The sequence below is a fragment of the Parafrankia soli genome, assembly GCF_001854695.1.
Taxonomy (GTDB): Bacteria; Actinomycetota; Actinomycetes; order Frankiales; family Frankiaceae; genus Parafrankia; species Parafrankia soli.
Window position 1 is genome coordinate 136373 of sequence record NZ_MAXA01000001.1, and the last position, 16174, is coordinate 152546.

Below are 16174 nucleotides of genomic sequence, written 5' to 3' on the forward strand. Positions count from 1 at the left end.
GGAGTGGTGCGGGGCCCGGCGCCGGCGGTCAGCCCCCGTAGACCGTCCGGCCGGGCAGTTCCTCCTTGGCGAGCCGGCGGTTGAGGTGCAGGCCCTCCATCGCCAGCTCCAGGGCGGCCGCGGCCAGCCCCGGCGACTCCGCGCCGTCGATGTCGAGGCGGTTGAGGATCGCCGCCAGGCCTGGGACGGGACCGATCCGGCGCAGCAGCTCGGCGGCCGGGACGAGATCGCCCGTCTCGACCGCGCCGTCGCGCTCGAAGCGCTGCTGCAGGCCGGAGAGGTCGGTGCCGGCCAGCTTCGCCCGGAAGGTCTCCGCGATCGCGCGGCGCAGCAGCAGGGCCAGGACCTCGTCCTCGCGGCCCTCCTCGAGCTGGTCGAACTCGACCTTGCCCCGTACCGCCGGGACGATCGCGGCCAGGTCGACGACCCGCGCGGTGGCGGTGTCCTCGCCGGTCAGCGCCGCCCGGCGGACGGCCGAGGCGGCCACCGTCTCCGCCGCCGCCACCGCGAGCCGGGCCGACACACCCGAGCGTTGGTCCACCTGCGGCGCGTCGCGCACTGCCCGGGTGAACCGGGCGACCACCTCGATGAGGTGGTCGGGCAGCTCGGGCCGGCCCAGCGGCGAGTCGGCCCAGGAGACCACGGCCTCCTGCCGGATGAGCCGCAGCTCGTCGTCCAGGCGCAGCGGGTAGTGCGTGCGGACCTCGGCGCCGAAGCGGTCCTTCAGCGGCGTGATGATCCGGCCACGGTTGGTGTAGTCCTCCGGGTTCGCCGAGGCGACCAGCAGGATGTCCAGCGGCAGCCGCAGCATGTAGCCGCGGACCTGGATGTCGCGCTCCTCAAGCACGTTGAGCAGCGAGACCTGGATGCGCTCGGCCAGGTCGGGCAGCTCGTTGATGCTGAAGATGCCGCGGTTGGTCCGCGGGACCAGCCCGTAGTGGACGGTCTCCGGGTCGCCGAGGGTGCGGCCCTCGGCGACCTTCACCGGGTCCACGTCGCCGATCAGGTCGCCGACGCTGGTGTCGGGGGTCGCGAGTTTCTCGCCGAAGCGCTCCGAGCGGTGCCGCCAGGCGATGGGCAGCCGCTCGCCCACCTCGGCGAGCAGCAGGCGGCACCGGCCGCACACCGGCGCGTAGGGGTGGTCGTTGATCTCGCAGCCGGCGACGGCCGGCGACCACTCGTCGAGCAGGCCGACGAGTGTGCGGATCAGACGGGTCTTGCCCTGCCCGCGCTCGCCGAGGAAGACGATGTCGTGCCCGGCCAGCAGCGCCCGTTCGACCTGCGGCAGGACGGTGTCGTCGAAACCGACGATGCCCGGGAAACGGGTCTCGTCGGCCCGCATCCTGGCGAGGAGGTTGCCGCGCAGCTCGGCGCGCACCGAGCGCTGCCGGTGCCCTGATCTGCGCAGGTCAGCCAGGGTGATCTCGGTCGGCGGAGTTCCGGACCCGGGGGCGTCGGTCGTCTTCCGGGCCGTCGAGCCGACGGTGATCGGGTTCGTCGGAGGCGTGGACGGACTGTGCGGAGCCGGCGGATCTGCCACCAGCCGACGGTACGTCCACGCCGGCCCGCGCGCAGCGGAGTGGGAGGCCGTCCGCTTATGGCGTACTCCGCACCGCTCGCCCGAGACGTCCTCAGAACACGTAGGGCGACGCCCTCAGGACGCGTACGGCGCGACCGAGACGATCTCCACGGTGGCCGGCCGGCCGTTGGGAAGCGTGTACTTCACCGTGTCTCCGGCCTTGTGTCCGGTGACCGCGCCGCCCAGCGGGGAGGCGGGGGAGAACACCTCGATGCTCGCGCTGTGGTCCTCGCGTGAGCCGATCAGGAACCGCTCGGTCTCCTTCTCCCCGGGGAAGCGGATCTCGACGATCGTGCCGGGCCCGGCCTCGCCGGACTTCGAGGACGACGCCTGGCCGACGCGCGCGTCGCGGAGCAGGTCCATCAGCTGGCGGATGCGGGCCTCCTGCTTGCCCTGCTCCTCCTTGGCCGCGTGGTAGCCACCGTTCTCCTTCAGGTCGCCTTCCTCCCGCGCGGCCTCGATCTTCGCGGCGATCTCCGTCCGCCAGGTGCCCGTGAGGTAGTCGAGCTCGGAGCGAAGTCGGTCGTAGGCCTCCTGAGTGAGCCAGGTCTGCTGCGTCACGCGTCACGCTCCTCGAGGGATACCAAAGTTCTTACTTTACTGGAGGGAATCATGGTTGCCGGTTTGTCCGACTCTGTTTCGGCGACACCGTTGTTCCGACGACCCCGTTCCGACCTCGTGAGGTCAGCGCGCGGCCGACGCCACGGCGGTCGGCACGAGGCCGAGCCGAGCGGGTGTTCCGGCCGTCCTCGACGTCGGTTCTCCCGGCGCGCGCGGCCGTCCGTGCGACGGGCCGGCGCGGCCGTTGACCGGTGGCTCGCTCGAGGCCGGGCCGACGACGATGTCGGCGTGCCGGCCGGCGACCTCGCTGTCTTCGGAGCGTGCGCGGACGGTGTATTCTGCCACGGCTCTCGGTGACTTTTCCAGATCGAAAGTGAACTGGGTCTCGCCGGGTGACCGGGTGGCTTCCGTGCCCACCCTGTCGGGGTGACCGCATGGCACCCCGGCGACCCGCCCGAACGCCGGCCGTGTGCCTGGCCGAACGCCTGCCCCTGCGGCGCTACCGGCCGGTAGCCCGGGTACCCGGCGGCCGGTGCGAGGCGCTCGCCGGCCCGCGTCAGGCGCTCGCCGTGCACCCGGCTGTCGCCGTGTCGGCCTGGGCTGGGCCCGTCCGGCCGTCAGCCACAATGGTCGCATGTTCCCGGACGAACAGGAGCGTGGTCTGCGGCTCATGGCCGTCCACGCGCATCCCGACGACGAGTCCAGCAAGGGCGCGGCGACGATGGCCCGCTACGCACACGAGGGCCTCGAGGTCCTGGTGGTCACGTGTACCGGGGGCGAGGCGGGCAGCGTCCTCAACCCGGCAATGGACTCTCCCGAGGTGCTGGCCCGGATGACCGAGGTCCGCCGGGAGGAGATGGAGCGGGCGCGGCAGATCCTGGGCGTGCGCCAGGAGTGGCTGGGGTTCCTCGACTCGGGGCTGCCCGAAGGTGACCCGCCGCCGCCGCTGCCGGAAGGGAGCTTCGCCACGCTGGAGCTGGCCGCCGCGTCCCGGCCGCTGGTCCGGCTGATCCGCGAGTTCCGCCCGCAGGTCGTCACGACCTACGACGAGAACGGCGGCTACCCGCACCCCGACCACATCATGACGCACCGGATCAGCGTGGAGGCGTTCGAGGCGGCCGGTGACCCGGCGCGCTACCCCGAGGTCGGCGCTGACGTCGGCCTGGGGCCGTGGCAGCCGCTGAAGCTCTACTACCACCTCACGTTCCACAAGGACCGGATCCTCGCCCTGCACGAGGGAATGCTGGCCGCCGGGCTGGAGTCGCCCTATGCCAAGCGGCTCGACGAGTGGATCGACCGCGCCGAGGACACCGGCCGGCTCACCACCCGGGTGCCCTGCGCCGACTGGTTCGAGGTGCGCGACCGCGCCCTGCTCGCGCACGCCACCCAGGTCGACCCGAGCGGGCCGTGGTTCCAGGTGCCGCTGGCACTGCAGCGCCAGGCGTGGCCCACCGAGGACTACCAGCTCGCCCGGTCGCTGATCGAGGTCGGGGTCCTCCCCGAGGACGATCTGTTCAACGKGATCCGCTGACTGTCGGTGGCGCGGCGTAGGGTCGCGGAACGGGCAGACGCACCGGACATCGACATCGGACAGCGGACAGCGGACAGTGAACAGGAGGTGCCGGTCGGTGGGTGACACATCCGGCGGAACGCGGCTCGCCGCGGAGATCGGCACGGGTACCGGTGGCGCTCTCGTGGTCTTCGCGCTGATCCTCGCCTCGGTCGCGTTGTTCACGTTCCTCTCGGGCAGCCTGCGCCGGATGCGGGCGAACGTCGCCAGCGGCGAGTTCGGCTCGGAGGCGCGCGAGCGGGGCCGGGCCGCGGCCGAAGATTCGGCGCCGGCCTCCGAACCGGCGGCAGGCAGTGCGGCGGTGAGCAGTGCGGCGGCAGGCGGCGCCGCGACCGGTGGCACGGCGACCGGCGCGGAGAAGGACCCGGACCCGGCCTGACCTGCGGCCCGGCCGCTCGGTCGCCGGGTGCTGCTCTCGGTACCAGTGCTGCTGCCTGGGTGTCTGGGTGTTCAGTCGTCCGGGCGGTCGCGGCGGGCACGTTTGATCGTGGAGCGGCGCTTCTTGCCGGCCAGCCGGCGCTCGACCGAGCCGCGGGTGGGGCGGGTCGCCTGGCGCGGCCGGGGCGGCGGCGCGGTGGCCTCCCGGAGGGTGCTGGCCAGCCGGGCGAGCGCGGCCTCCCGGTTGCGGAGCTGGGAGCGGTGCTCGGAGGCGGCGAGCGTGAGCACGCCGTCCACCAGCCGCCCGTCAAGGCGGGACAACGCCCGCTCCCGCATCTGCTCCGGGACGGAGCCCGACCGGGCCAGGTCGAACGACAGTTCGACCCGGGAGTCGGAGGTGTTCACCGACTGGCCGCCGGGCCCGGCGGATCGCGAATAGCGCCACGCCAGCTCGCCGGCCGGGATTCCGAAGCCCGGCCGGATCACCAGGACGCTCGGCAGCACCCGTCCATCGTGCCAGCCGGCGGCGGTTGGCGTCCCGGGCGTTTCGGAACCACCGCCGGAGATCGCCTACCGGCGGGCCGTGCCGGGCGTTTCTCCCGGCCGGCCCCACCGGTTGGGCCTACCGGCCGGTTGGGTCAGTCGGCCGGTTGGGTCAGTCGGCCGGTGGGCTCAGTCGGCCGGTGGGCTCAGTCGGCCCGGCCGGCCGGCTCAGCCCAGGGCGATGTTCACGATCCGGCCGGGGACCACGATAAGGCGCTTGATGGTGCGCCCGGAGGTGTGCCGGGTGTAGTCCGCATGTGCCTCCAGGACCGCGCGCACGGCCGCCTCGTCCGCGTCGGCCGGGACGTCGATCGTGAAGCGCACCTTGCCGTTGACCTGCACCGGTAGCCGCACCGTCGCGGCCGCCGCCAGCGACTCGTCCCCCTCGGGGAAGGGCACGGCGCAGACCGAGCCGGTGTGCCCCAGCCGCGTCCACAGCTCCTCGGCGATGTGCGGCGCCAGCGGCGCGGCCATCAGCACCAACGCCTCGGCCAGCTCCCGCGGCGGGCCGTCGAGCCCGGCGCCGAAGCGCTTGCTGGCCAGGTTCGTCAGCTCGATGAGCCGGGCGACCGCGGTGTTGAAGCGCAGCTCGGCGTAGTCGGCGCGGACGGCCAGGATCGTCCGGTGCAGGGCCTGCGCGGTCTCGTCGTCGAGCGCGGCGGCACGGACYCGTGGCTCCCCGGTGCCCTCGTCGATGATGTTGCGCCACAGCCGCTGCAGGAACCGGTAGGAGCCGACGATGTCGTCGGTGCGCCACGGGCGGTGGGCGTCCAGCGGGCCCATCGCCATCTCGTACACGCGCAGCGTGTCGGCCCCGTAGCTGTCGTACATCTCGTCGGGGCTGACGCTGTTCTTGAGGCTCTTGCCCATCTTCCCGGAGCGCCGGTTGACCGGGGCGCCCTCGTGGCTGAACGACCCGTCGGCACCCTGGACGACCTCGGCCGCCGCGACGTACATGCCGCGCTCGTCGGTGAACGCGTCCGCCTGGATGTAGCCCTGGTTGTAGAGCCGCTTGAACGGCTCCCTGGTCGAGACCAGGCCCAGGTCGTACAGCACCTTGTGCCAGAACCGGGCGTAGAGCAGGTGCAGCACGGCGTGCTCGACGCCGCCCACGTACAGGTCGACGCCGCCGTCGCCGGCCGGGCCGCGCTCGGAGTGCATCCAGTAGCGCTCGACGGCGGGGTCGACGAAGCGCTCGGAGTTCGTCGGGTCCAGGTAGCGCAGGTAGTACCAGCAGGAGCCGGCCCACTGCGGCATCGTGTTCAGCTCGCGGCGGTAGCTGCGCGGGCCGTCGCCCAGGTCGAGGGTGACCGTGGTCCACTCGCTGGCCCGGGCCAGCGGGGGGACGGGCTCGCTCTCGTCGTCGTCGGCCATCGCCTTCGGCCGGAAGTCGGTCATCTCCGGGAGCTCGACCGGCAGCTGGTCCTCGGGTACGGCGCGGGGCATGCCGTCGTCGTCGAAGACGATCGGGAACGGCTCACCCCAGTAGCGCTGGCGGGAGAACAGCCAGTCCCTCAGCCGGTAGGAGCGGGTCGCCCGGCCGCGGCCGTCGTCCTCCAGCCAGCTGATCGTCGTCTTGATCGCGTCGGCCTTGGACAGGCCGGCCAGCACGGGCCGGTCCGTGGCGCCGGCCAGATACGAGCCCTCGCCGCTGAACGCCTCCGGCCAGGACGACGCCGGAGCCCCGGCGGCCAGGCCGCGCTCGGCCAGCCACGCCTCGTCGGGCTCCAGGACCGCGGGAATGGGCAGGCCGAACTCCCGGGCGAAGGAGAAGTCACGCTCGTCGTGCGCGGGCACCGCCATGATCGCGCCGGTGCCGTAGCCGAGCAGGACGTAGTCCGCCAGGAAGACCGGGATCACGCCGCCGCCGACCGGGTTGCGGACGTACGTCCCGGTGAACACGCCGGTGCGGTCGATCTCCGTGCCGCCGCGCTGGCGGTCGCTGCGCCGGGCGGCGAACGCCCGGTAGGCGTCGACGGCCGCCTGGGGCGTCCACTCCCCGTCGGTGACACCGGCAGGGCGTTCCTGCGCGAAGCGCCAGCCCGCCGGGGTGCCGGCCGGCCACGAGGTGGCGGTCAGGGCGTCGACCAGCGGGTGCTCCGGCGCCAGGACGAGGAAGGTCGCACCCGGCAGGGTGTCGGGCCGGGTGGTGTACACCTCGACGTCGATCGGCGCCGGCCCGACCGGGGCATCCACCCCGCCCGCGCCGGCAGTGTCGCCCGCGCCGGTGACCGTGGAGAAGCGGACGGTCGCGCCGTCGCTCGGGCCGATCCAGTTCCGCTGCATGTGCTTGATGGAATCCGGCCAGTCGACCAGGTCCAGGTCGGACATCAGCCGGTCCGCGTAGGCGGTGATCCGCATCATCCACTGGCGCAGCGGACGGCGGTAGACCGGATAGTTCCCGATGTCGCTGCGACCCTCGGGCGTGACCTCCTCGTTGGCCAGCACCGTGCCCAGCCCCGGGCACCAGTTGACCAGCTCCTCGGAGATGTAGGTCAKCCGGTGCGCGTCGACGACCCGGCGGCGCTCCGTCGCGGTCAGCTCCGACCAGGCCGCCTGCCGCGGGTTCGCCTCGGCCGTGCCGGGCCCGGTCGCGGCGCGGTGCCCGGCGTCGAGCTCCTCGACCAGCTCGCTGATCGGACGGGCCCGCCCGGCGGCCTCGTCGTACCAGCTGTCGAAGATCTTCAGGAAGATCCACTGTGTCCACCGGTAGTACGCGGTGTCGGTGGTGGCGATCTCGCGGCGGGTGTCGTGGCCCAGCCCCAGCCGGGAGAGCTGGCGGCGCATGTTCGCGATGTTCGCCTCGGTCGTCACCCGGGGGTGCTGGCCGGTGTTGATGGCGTACTGCTCGGCCGGCAGTCCGAAGGCGTCGTAGCCGAAGGTGTGCAGGACATGGCGCCCGGTCATTCGCAGGAAGCGGGCGAAGACGTCCGAGCCGATGTAGCCCAGCGGGTGGCCCACATGCAGGCCGGTTCCGCTCGGGTACGGGAACATGTCGAGGACGTAGAACGGGTCACGGCCGCGGACCGCCTCGAAGCCCTCGGACAGCGGGCCCGTCGGGTTCGGCGACTCGAAGGTGCCCTCCCGCAGCCACCGCTGCTGCCAGTGCCGCTCGATCTCGGCGGCCAGCCGGGAGTCGTACCGGTGGGGCAGGTCGCCGTCACCGGCCGCGGTTCCCGCGGGCACCGCGGCGGGGCCGCGCTCGGTCGTCTCGCTCATGGCAGGTCGCATCCCAGGGCTTCGATCACTGTTGACCCGCCCGCGTTCGCGCGCCCTGCCGACGACGGCCGTCCGCGGGCCCAGCGAGGTCGTGGCGGTCGAGGCGGTCGTGAACCGGAGCGAGTGAACAGCGGGGATCACCTTCGGCCTCCAGCGTATCGGTTCGGCCACGGCCCCCCTCCTCCCGCGCACGGCTGTCGCGAGACTGTGGGCCGGAGGGGCCCTGATCGCCCTGGCGCGGCCGATGTCCCGGCCGTGGCGATGGCATGGTGGTGCGGTGCCCAACAAGCTCGCGGAGCAGACGTCCCCCTACCTGCTGCAGCACGCCGACAACCCGGTCGACTGGTGGCCCTGGGGGCCCGAGGCGTTCGCCGAGGCCACCACCCGCGGGGTGCCGGTGTTGCTCTCCGTGGGCTACGCGGCCTGCCACTGGTGCCACGTCATGGCGCACGAGTCCTTCGAGGACCCCGAGATCGCCGCGTACATGAACCAGCACTTCGTCAACATCAAGGTCGACCGGGAGGAGCGCCCCGACGTCGACTCGGTGTACATGGACGTCACGGTCGCGCTCACCGGGCACGGCGGCTGGCCGATGACGGTGTTCCTCACCCCGGCCGCCGAGCCGTTCTTCGCCGGCACCTACTTCCCACCCCGGCCGATGCGGGGCAGCGCGTCGTTCCCCCAGGTCATGGCGGCCATCGTGGACGCGTGGACGGCGCGCCGGGCGGAGGTCGAGCAGTCCGGGGCGGACATCGCCCGCCAGCTGGCGGAGGCGGTGGCGCCCGGTGGAGCGGCGTCCGGCGGTGGGGCCACAACACAGATCACGGCCGACCTTCTCGACCGGGCGGTCGCCGGGCTGGCCGACCGGTTCGACTCCGTGCACGGCGGGTTCGGCGGGGCGCCGAAGTTCCCACCGTCGATGGTCGCCGAGATGCTGCTGCGGAGCTGGGCCCGCACCGGGGACGGCCGGGCCCTGGGAATGGTGCGCGAGACCTGCGAGCGGATGGCGCGCGGCGGGATGTACGACCAGCTCGGCGGCGGCTTCGCCCGCTACAGCGTGGACGAGTCGTGGACCGTCCCGCACTTCGAGAAGATGCTGTACGACAACGCCCAGCTGCTGCGGGTCTACCTGCATCTGTGGCGGGCCACGGGCCTGCCGCTGGCCGAGCGGGTGGTGCGCGAGACCGCGGCCTTCCTGCTCGCCGACCTGCGTACCCCCGAGGGGGGCTTCGCCTCGGCGCTCGACGCCGACGCCGTGCCGGCGGGCAGCCCCGGCGGCCATCCCGAGGAGGGCGCGAGCTACTCGTGGACGCCCGCCCAGCTGGTGGACGTGCTCGGCCCCGACGACGGTGCCCTGGCCGCGCGGGTCCTGGGGGTCACCGCGGAGGGGTCGTTCGAGCACGGGACGTCCGTGCTGATGCTGCAGGCCGACCCGGAGGACCCCGCCAGGTTCGCCCGGGTCCGGGCGGCGCTGGCCGCCGCGCGCGCCACCCGCCCACAGCCGGCCCGGGACGACAAGATCGTCGCGGCCTGGAACGGTCTGGTCATCGGGGCGCTCGCCGAGGCGGGCGCGCTGCTGGGCGAGCCGTCCTGGGTGGGGGCCGCCGAGCGCGCCGCCGAGCTGCTGCGGGACGTCCACCTGCACGAGGGCCGGCTGTGGCGGACCAGCCGGGACGGCCGGCGCGGCCCCAACGCCGGTGTGCTGGAGGACTACGGGTGTGTCGCCGAGGGCTTCCTCACGCTGCACCAGGTGACAGGCACCGCGGGCTGGCTCGCGCTCGCCGGCGAGTTGCTCGATGTGGTCCGGGCGCGGTTCGCGGCGCCGGACGGCGGCTACTTCGACACCGCGGACGACGCCGAGGCGCTGCTGCGCCGGCCGCGGGACGCCTCCGACTCGGCGACCCCCTCGGGCCAGGCGGCCGTCGCCGGCGCCCTGCTGACCTACGCGGCGCTCACCGGCTCCGCCGATCACCGGGACAGCGCGCGGGCGACCGTCGAGCAGCTCACCCCGCTGTTGAGCCGGGACGCCCGTTTCGCCGGCTGGGCGGGTGCCGTCGCGGAGGCCCTGCTGGCCGGGCCGGCCGAGGTCGCGGTGGTCGGCCGGCCGGATCTGGAGCGTCTGGCCAGGCTCGGTACCGCTCCCGGCGCGGTCGTCGTCACCGAGGGCCCGCTGACCGCGGGCCGGGACGAGCCGGCCGTCTACATCTGCCGGGACTTCGTCTGCGAGCTCCCGGCGCGGACCCCGGAGGAGGTCCGCGCGCGGCTGGGAGTGCGGCTTCCAGCCTGACTCGATCAGCCTGACCCGACTGGCACGGGCCGGTTTGTTCGCTGAGGCCGAACGTGCCTGGTCCGGACGGCCCGCGCACTGTCACGATTGGCTGTGTAAGCATGTAATCGGCGGCGCGGGCCGGGCGCGGCGTGAGCGGCCGGCCCGGGCGGGGCCACCGTGCCGCCCGACCGGGCGTGCCATCCGACCAGGTGAGGGGTCTGTCATGGCCGGTCTTCGCGGGCGTGGGGGCGGACGGGGAGGCGAACGGCCCGAGCCCGTCCCGGCCGATGACGTCGCCGCGTGGTTCGCCCGCCGAGTACCCGACGGCTGGTTCACCGGGCCACCGAAGGTCACCGTCGACCGGGACGAGATCACCGTGGTCGGCGCGCTGCCGCCGTCGGACGCGGACCGGGTCGGCCGAATCCGCGGATTCCGCGAGGAGACCCGGGACGCGCGAATCGGCATGGCCCGGGAGGCGGAACTGCGCTACGGCCGCAGCGTGTCCTGGGGGGTGTCACTCGGAGGTAGTACGGAGTTGTTCACCACCGTGTCCGTTCCGGTGATGACCCGGCTGCGCCAGCCTGAACGGCAGGTTCTCGACACCCTGGTCGATTCCGGGGTGGCGCGCAGCCGGAGCGAGGCCCTTGCCTGGTGCGTGCGGCTGGTGGGGGAGAACGCCGACACCTGGCTCGCCCGGTTGCGCGAAGCGATGGAAAAGGTAGAGCAGATCCGGTCGGAAGGACCGGGAATCTAGTCCCGTCCTGACTGTCTGCCGTCGAATCTTGGACGGGGGGTCCGACCGGCCGAGGGTGAATCCGCCGGCGGCCACCGGTCACCCGTCCCGGGTGATTCGGCATTTCGTATCCCGGTCGGCCGGGCCAAGGGGCCGGACCGTTGGCCCGGCCGGGTGACCGGTCCGGTGACCGCCCGTGGTGGATCCGGGCACGGTCTTCGGTGGCGGGCGGCGGGGCCGCGGTCACCGCCGCGTCAAAAACACGTGCGGGTGTGCCGGGAGTCAGCCGAGCATGGCGATCATCAGTGCTATGTAGTGACAGCCGGCGGCGACGAGGGTGAATGCGTGGAACACCTCGTGGTACCCGAAGGTGCTGGGCGCCGGGTCAGGTCGGCGGGTGGCGTACACCAGCGCGCCGAGGCTGTAGCAGGCGCCGCCCACCAGTAGCAGGACCATCGCGGCCACGCCGGCCTGGTGCATCAGCTCGGGTATGACGAAGACGGCGACCCAGCCCAGCGCGATGTAGAGCGGGACGATCAGGAAGCGTGGCGAGTGCAGCCACAGCATGCGCACCAGCACGCCCAGCGCCGCGCCGCCCCAGACGACGGCCAGCACGATGCGTGCGGTGTGCTCCGGCATCGCGATGAGGGCGAATGGGGTGTAGGTGCCGGCGATGAAAATGAAGATCATAGAGTGGTCGAGGCGCTTCATCAGCGAGCGGGCGCGTGAGGTCGACCACATTTTTCGGTGATAGAGGGCACTGGTTCCGAACAGTGCGGCAATGCTGATCGCGTAAACGGCCACCCCGAGGCGGGCCCTCAGTGTCGTGGCCAGTGCCACCGCAATGACGCCGAGTGCGAGGCTCACGGGGAATGCTCCGGCGTGTAGCCACCCCCGCATGCGCGGTCGCACCAGGTCACGCGGATGGGAGTTCGGGGTCGCGTCGTCGGAGCCGACGGTCTGCCGTGCGGGGGAGGCCACGGGGCAGAACGATATCGGGTCGGCATCGGGGTCACGAAGCGGAGCCGACCAGCGGCGGTCAGTCCGTCCCGGTGCGTGATGGATCCTACGTTTCCGCGTACTGCCTACCGCGCGACTCTGCACCGAAAGAGCGGTACAGTCTAATGATCCTGAACGCGGCCTCGAACTGCCCCGTTTCCCACAGGTTTGTACCTGGGTGTCTGGTGGTGTTCGGGTGCGAACGCGGCACCTGGCTCACGGCACTCGCACACGGGACGAGAACGCGACAGGTTCAACTCGACCGGAGGTGTGAGCTGTGACGACCGCGGCACAGATTCCCGGGCTGGATGCCGCCCCCACCAAGCACGCCAGGCTGCTCGCCTGGGTGCGTGAGATCGCCGAACTCACCCAGCCGGACCGTATTGAATGGTGCGACGGCTCGGAATCCGAGTTCGATCGGCTGACATCACTGCTCATCGACAAGGGCACTCTCGTCCAGCTTGACGGCGAGAAACGCCCGAACAGCTTCTACGCCGCTTCGGACCCCAGCGACGTGGCGCGTGTGGAGGACCGGACCTACATTTGTTCGGAAAAGGCCGAGGATGCCGGCCCGACGAACAACTGGCTTGATCCGGCCGAAATGCGCACGAAGCTGGGTGAGCTCTTCTCCGGATGCATGCGGGGACGGACGATGTATGTCGTCCCGTTCTGCATGGGTCCGCTCGGTTCGCACATCTCGGCGCTCGGCGTCGAAATCACGGACTCGCCCTACGTCGTCATCTCCATGCGCACGATGACCCGTATGGGAACTCCCGCGCTGGACCAGCTCGGTGACGACGGCTTCTTCGTCCCGGCGGTTCACTCACTGGGCGCGCCCCTGGAGCCGGGCGCGACGGACGTCCCGTGGCCGTGTAATTCGACGAAGTACATCACGCACTTCCCGGAGACCCGCGAGATCTGGTCGTACGGCTCCGGTTACGGCGGCAACGCGCTGCTCGGCAAGAAGTGCTACGCCCTGCGCATCGCCTCGGTCATGGCGCGTGACCAGGGGTGGCTGGCCGAGCACATGCTGATCCTCAAGCTGACCTCGCCGGCCGGCAAGGTCCACTTCATCGCCGCCGCGTTCCCGTCGGCATGCGGCAAGACCAACCTCGCGATGCTGATCCCGACGCTGCCCGGCTGGAAGGCCGAGACGGTCGGCGACGACATCGCCTGGATGCGCTTCGGTGACGACGGCCGGCTCTACGCCGTCAACCCGGAGGCGGGTCTGTTCGGGGTGGCGCCGGGCACCGGCGAGGAGACCAACCCGAACGCGGTCAAGACCCTGTGGGGGAACGCGGTCTTCACCAACGTCGCGCGGACCGACGACGGTGACGTCTGGTGGGAGGGCCTCACTCCGGACAAGCCCGCGCACCTCATCGACTGGAAGGGCCGGGACTGGACGCCCGACTCGACCGAACCGGCCGCGCACCCGAACGCCCGGTTCACCGTGCCGGCGAGCCAGTGCCCGACCATGGCGCCCGAGTGGGAGAACCCGGCCGGCGTTCCCATCTCGGCGATCCTGTTCGGCGGCCGCCGCGCGACGGCCGTCCCGCTGGTGACCGAGGCGCCGGACTGGCAGCGCGGGGTGTTCTTCGGCTCGATCGTCTCCTCCGAGACCACCGCCGCCGCGGCCGGGGCGATCGGCAAGCTGCGACGGGACCCGTTCGCGATGCTGCCGTTCTGCGGCTACAACATGGCCGACTACTTCGCCCACTGGCTGGAGATCGGCAACAAGGCCGACCCGGACAAGCTGCCGCGGATCTACTACGTGAACTGGTTCCGCAAGAGCCCCGAGGGCCGTTACCTCTGGCCAGGGTTCGGCGAGAACAGCCGCGTGCTGGCCTGGGTCGCGAGCCGGCTCGACGGCGAGGCGAAGGGCACGGAGACCCCGCTGGGCATCCTCCCGGCCCCGGGCGAGCTCCCCACCGAGGGCCTGGACGTCTCCGAGGCCGACCTGGAGACGCTGCTCTCCGTCGACACCGAGGTGTGGCGGCAGGAGGCGGAGCTGATCCCGGAGCACTACAACACCTTCGGCGACCGCCTGCCGGCCCAGCTGTGGGCGGAGCACGAGGCCCTCACCAAGCGCCTCAACGGCTGACGGCCAGCCAGCCAGCTCGCGCGGGCTGAGCTCGGCGCGGGCCGGGCTTCTCGAGGGCTGAACGGCCTCGAGGGCCAGGCGTCTGGACGGCTGACGACCGGAGGAGACCGACCGCACCGCGGCCGGTGTCCCTCCCCGGGGCGTCGAACCGGCGTCCGCGATCATTCGCGGGCGCCGGTTCGGCGTTTCGGGGACGGCCACGTCGCGGGGACGGCATTGCGGGGACGGCATTGCGGGGACGGCATTGCGGGGAGAGCGGCCCGCGGCCCGTGCCGGCGCGGGGTAGCCGAGGGCGGGGTGCGCGGGACGGGCCCCGTGCCGTCGAGGCTGGTCCGCGGTGGGAAGAGTCTCACCGCGCCAGGAGGTCCGAGCGCCGCCGGCGCCGCGACCTGAGAAGAACTGATCGGTTTCGGTCCGTGAGATTATTCGCAGAGGGTGACTAGAACCGAGTCTTCGCCGAGCATGGACCACGAAGGGCACACAAAGACAAGCGAAGCGTGTTGTAAGAAGTTGGTCGCCATCTTGCGGGGTGGCGGCTAACGTGAGAGCCCTAGCGTCTCAAGTCGTGGTCCGACATCGGGTCGGCCACTCGGGAGGCCCCTCGGTGCCGCAACTGCGACAACGTCAGGAGGCCGGTACCCGGCTCCTGCTCAGGGGCCCGGTCCCGGATACCTCCGAGTAAGCGGGTGGGCGTGTGCCACGAACGCATGTCGTCGACACAAGCGTGCTGCTCTCTGATCCTGGCGCGCTGCTGCGGTTCGCGGAGCACAATGTCGTGCTCCCCCTGGTCGTCATAGGGGAGCTGGAAGGTAAGCGAAACCACCCGGAGCTGGGTTGGTTCGCCCGGGAGGCACTGCGCATCCTGGACGACCTCCGGATCCGCCACGGCCGGCTGGACCAGCCACTGCCGTTGGAGACCGGTGGAACGCTCCGAGTGGAACTCAACCACACCGACTCGTCCGTGCTTCCACCGGGGTTCCGCGTGGACGACAACGACTCCAGGATCCTCTCGGTGGCCCTCAACCTCGCGCGCGAAGGCGCCGAGGTGGTGCTGGTCACGAAGGACCTGCCGCTGCGTGTGAAGGCATCCGTGGTCGGGCTCGCCGCGGAGGAGTACCAGGCACTGTCGCCGGTCGACAGCGGCTGGAGCGGGATGGCGGAGCTGACCGTCAGCCAGGACGATCTCGACCGGCTCTACGCCAAGGAGCTCGTCGAGGCCGCGGAGGCGGCCGACCTGCCCTGCCACACCGGCCTCGTGCTCACCGCGCCCGGAGGGAGCGCCTCGGCACTCGGCCGGGTCACCGCCGACAAGTCCATCCAGCTCGTCCGCGGCGACCGCGACGCCTTCGGGCTGCACGGCCGCTCCGCGGAGCAGCGGGTGGCCCTCGACCTGCTCCTCGACCACGAGGTCGGCATCGTCTCCCTCGGTGGCCGCGCGGGTACGGGAAAGTCCGCCCTCGCCCTGTGCGCCGGCCTCGAGGCGGTCATGGAACGCCGGCTGCACCGGCGGGTCGTCGTCTTCCGCCCGCTCTACGCCGTCGGCGGCCAGGACCTCGGCTACCTGCCCGGCAGCGAGAACGAGAAAATGGCACCGTGGGCGCAGGCCGTCTTCGACACCCTCGGCGCGCTCGTGTCGCCCGAGGTCATCGAGGAGATCGTCGATCGGGGCATGCTCGAGGTGCTCCCGCTCACGCACATCCGCGGCCGCTCGCTGCACGACGCCTTCGTCATCGTGGACGAGGCACAGTCGCTTGAGCGGGGCGTGCTGCTGACGGTCCTGTCCCGGCTCGGCCAGGGCTCGCGGGTCGTCCTCACCCACGACGTCGCCCAGCGCGACAACCTGCGGGTCGGCCGTCATGACGGAGTCGCCTCGGTCATCGAGACACTCAAGGGCCACCCCCTGTTCGCCCACGTCACCCTGACCCGCTCCGAGCGGTCCCCGATCGCCGCCCTCGTCACAACCATGCTCGAGGACCTGGTGCTCTGATCGGGCCCAACCGGCCGAACTGGCCCAGTTTGGCCTAACCACCCCGAACACCTCCCCGAACCACCCACATCCACTGGACGTCCACTCCCGCGGAACATCGGGGCGCCCAGGGACCGTCGCTGCCCGGGCACGCCGCGGTGCCCGGGGGCGTCGGTCTTCAGGGAATCCGGGTGTCCGGGAACGCCTGCCCCGACGGCAGGCCCGGGGTGCGCGGCGACATCGCTGAACCGTGGCG

12 protein-coding genes are annotated in these 16174 nt (G+C 72.0%); 6 read left to right on the top strand and 6 right to left on the bottom strand.

From position 1 onward, the window contains the following. Positions 1–28: 28 nt before the first annotated feature. From BBK14_RS00555 to BBK14_RS37970, 3 genes are all read right to left on the bottom strand, one after another. Positions 29–1540 carry a sigma 54-interacting transcriptional regulator gene (locus tag BBK14_RS00555; protein ID WP_071059249.1) on the bottom strand — a complete coding sequence of 504 codons (1512 nt, stop codon included), beginning with the start codon at positions 1538–1540 and terminating at the stop codon, positions 29–31. A gap of 114 nt (positions 1541–1654) precedes the next feature. Beyond that, the gene (gene greA, locus BBK14_RS00560; RefSeq protein ID WP_071059251.1) at positions 1655–2140 is read right to left on the bottom strand and encodes a transcription elongation factor GreA; all 486 of its coding nucleotides are present in this window, start codon (positions 2138–2140) and stop codon (positions 1655–1657) included. 123 nt (positions 2141–2263) lie between these two features. Then, positions 2264–2485: a hypothetical protein gene (locus BBK14_RS37970; protein ID WP_157904188.1), complete on the bottom strand. Its 222-nt coding sequence runs from the start codon at positions 2483–2485 to the stop codon at positions 2264–2266. Between the two features lie 289 nt (positions 2486–2774). Between BBK14_RS37970 and mca the strand changes: the two genes are divergently transcribed. After that, positions 2775–3671, top strand: a complete 897-nt coding sequence (gene mca / locus BBK14_RS00570; RefSeq protein WP_071059255.1) for a mycothiol conjugate amidase Mca — start codon at positions 2775–2777, stop codon at positions 3669–3671. Between the two features lie 97 nt (positions 3672–3768). Continuing rightward, the gene (locus BBK14_RS00575) at positions 3769–4089 is read left to right on the top strand and encodes a hypothetical protein (protein WP_071059257.1); all 321 of its coding nucleotides are present in this window, start codon (positions 3769–3771) and stop codon (positions 4087–4089) included. A 71-nt stretch (positions 4090–4160) separates the two neighbouring features. On the opposite strand, the gene arfB is transcribed toward BBK14_RS00575, so the two are convergent. Both arfB and BBK14_RS00585 read right to left on the bottom strand, forming a co-directional pair. Next, entirely contained in the window at positions 4161–4592 is a 432-nt protein-coding gene (gene arfB / locus BBK14_RS00580; protein WP_020458478.1) for an alternative ribosome rescue aminoacyl-tRNA hydrolase ArfB, read from the bottom strand. A gap of 207 nt (positions 4593–4799) precedes the next feature. Then, a complete protein-coding gene (locus BBK14_RS00585) occupies positions 4800–7850 on the bottom strand; it encodes a leucine--tRNA ligase (RefSeq protein WP_071059436.1) in 3051 nt (1016 codons plus the stop codon). A gap of 277 nt (positions 7851–8127) precedes the next feature. Between BBK14_RS00585 and BBK14_RS00590 the strand changes: the two genes are divergently transcribed. Next, positions 8128–10137, top strand: coding sequence for a thioredoxin domain-containing protein (locus tag BBK14_RS00590; protein WP_071059259.1), 2010 nt, complete (start codon positions 8128–8130; stop codon positions 10135–10137). 205 nt (positions 10138–10342) lie between these two features. Beyond that, complete coding sequence (locus tag BBK14_RS00595; RefSeq protein WP_020458481.1) at positions 10343–10873, top strand: hypothetical protein; 531 nt, start codon at positions 10343–10345, stop codon at positions 10871–10873. 261 nt (positions 10874–11134) lie between these two features. Here the strand turns inward: BBK14_RS00595 and trhA are convergent, their stop codons facing one another. Continuing rightward, complete coding sequence (trhA, locus tag BBK14_RS00600) at positions 11135–11752, bottom strand: PAQR family membrane homeostasis protein TrhA (RefSeq protein WP_071059437.1); 618 nt, start codon at positions 11750–11752, stop codon at positions 11135–11137. Positions 11753–12128: 376 nt separating this feature from the next. On the opposite strand from trhA, the gene BBK14_RS00605 reads away from it, so the two are divergent. Together BBK14_RS00605 and BBK14_RS00610 are read left to right on the top strand one after the other, a co-directional pair. Then, positions 12129–13952, top strand: a complete 1824-nt coding sequence (locus tag BBK14_RS00605) for a phosphoenolpyruvate carboxykinase (GTP) (protein WP_071059261.1) — start codon at positions 12129–12131, stop codon at positions 13950–13952. 694 nt (positions 13953–14646) lie between these two features. Continuing rightward, positions 14647–15939 carry a PhoH family protein gene (locus tag BBK14_RS00610; RefSeq protein ID WP_071059262.1) on the top strand — a complete coding sequence of 431 codons (1293 nt, stop codon included), beginning with the start codon at positions 14647–14649 and terminating at the stop codon, positions 15937–15939. Positions 15940–16174: the final 235 nt, after the last annotated feature.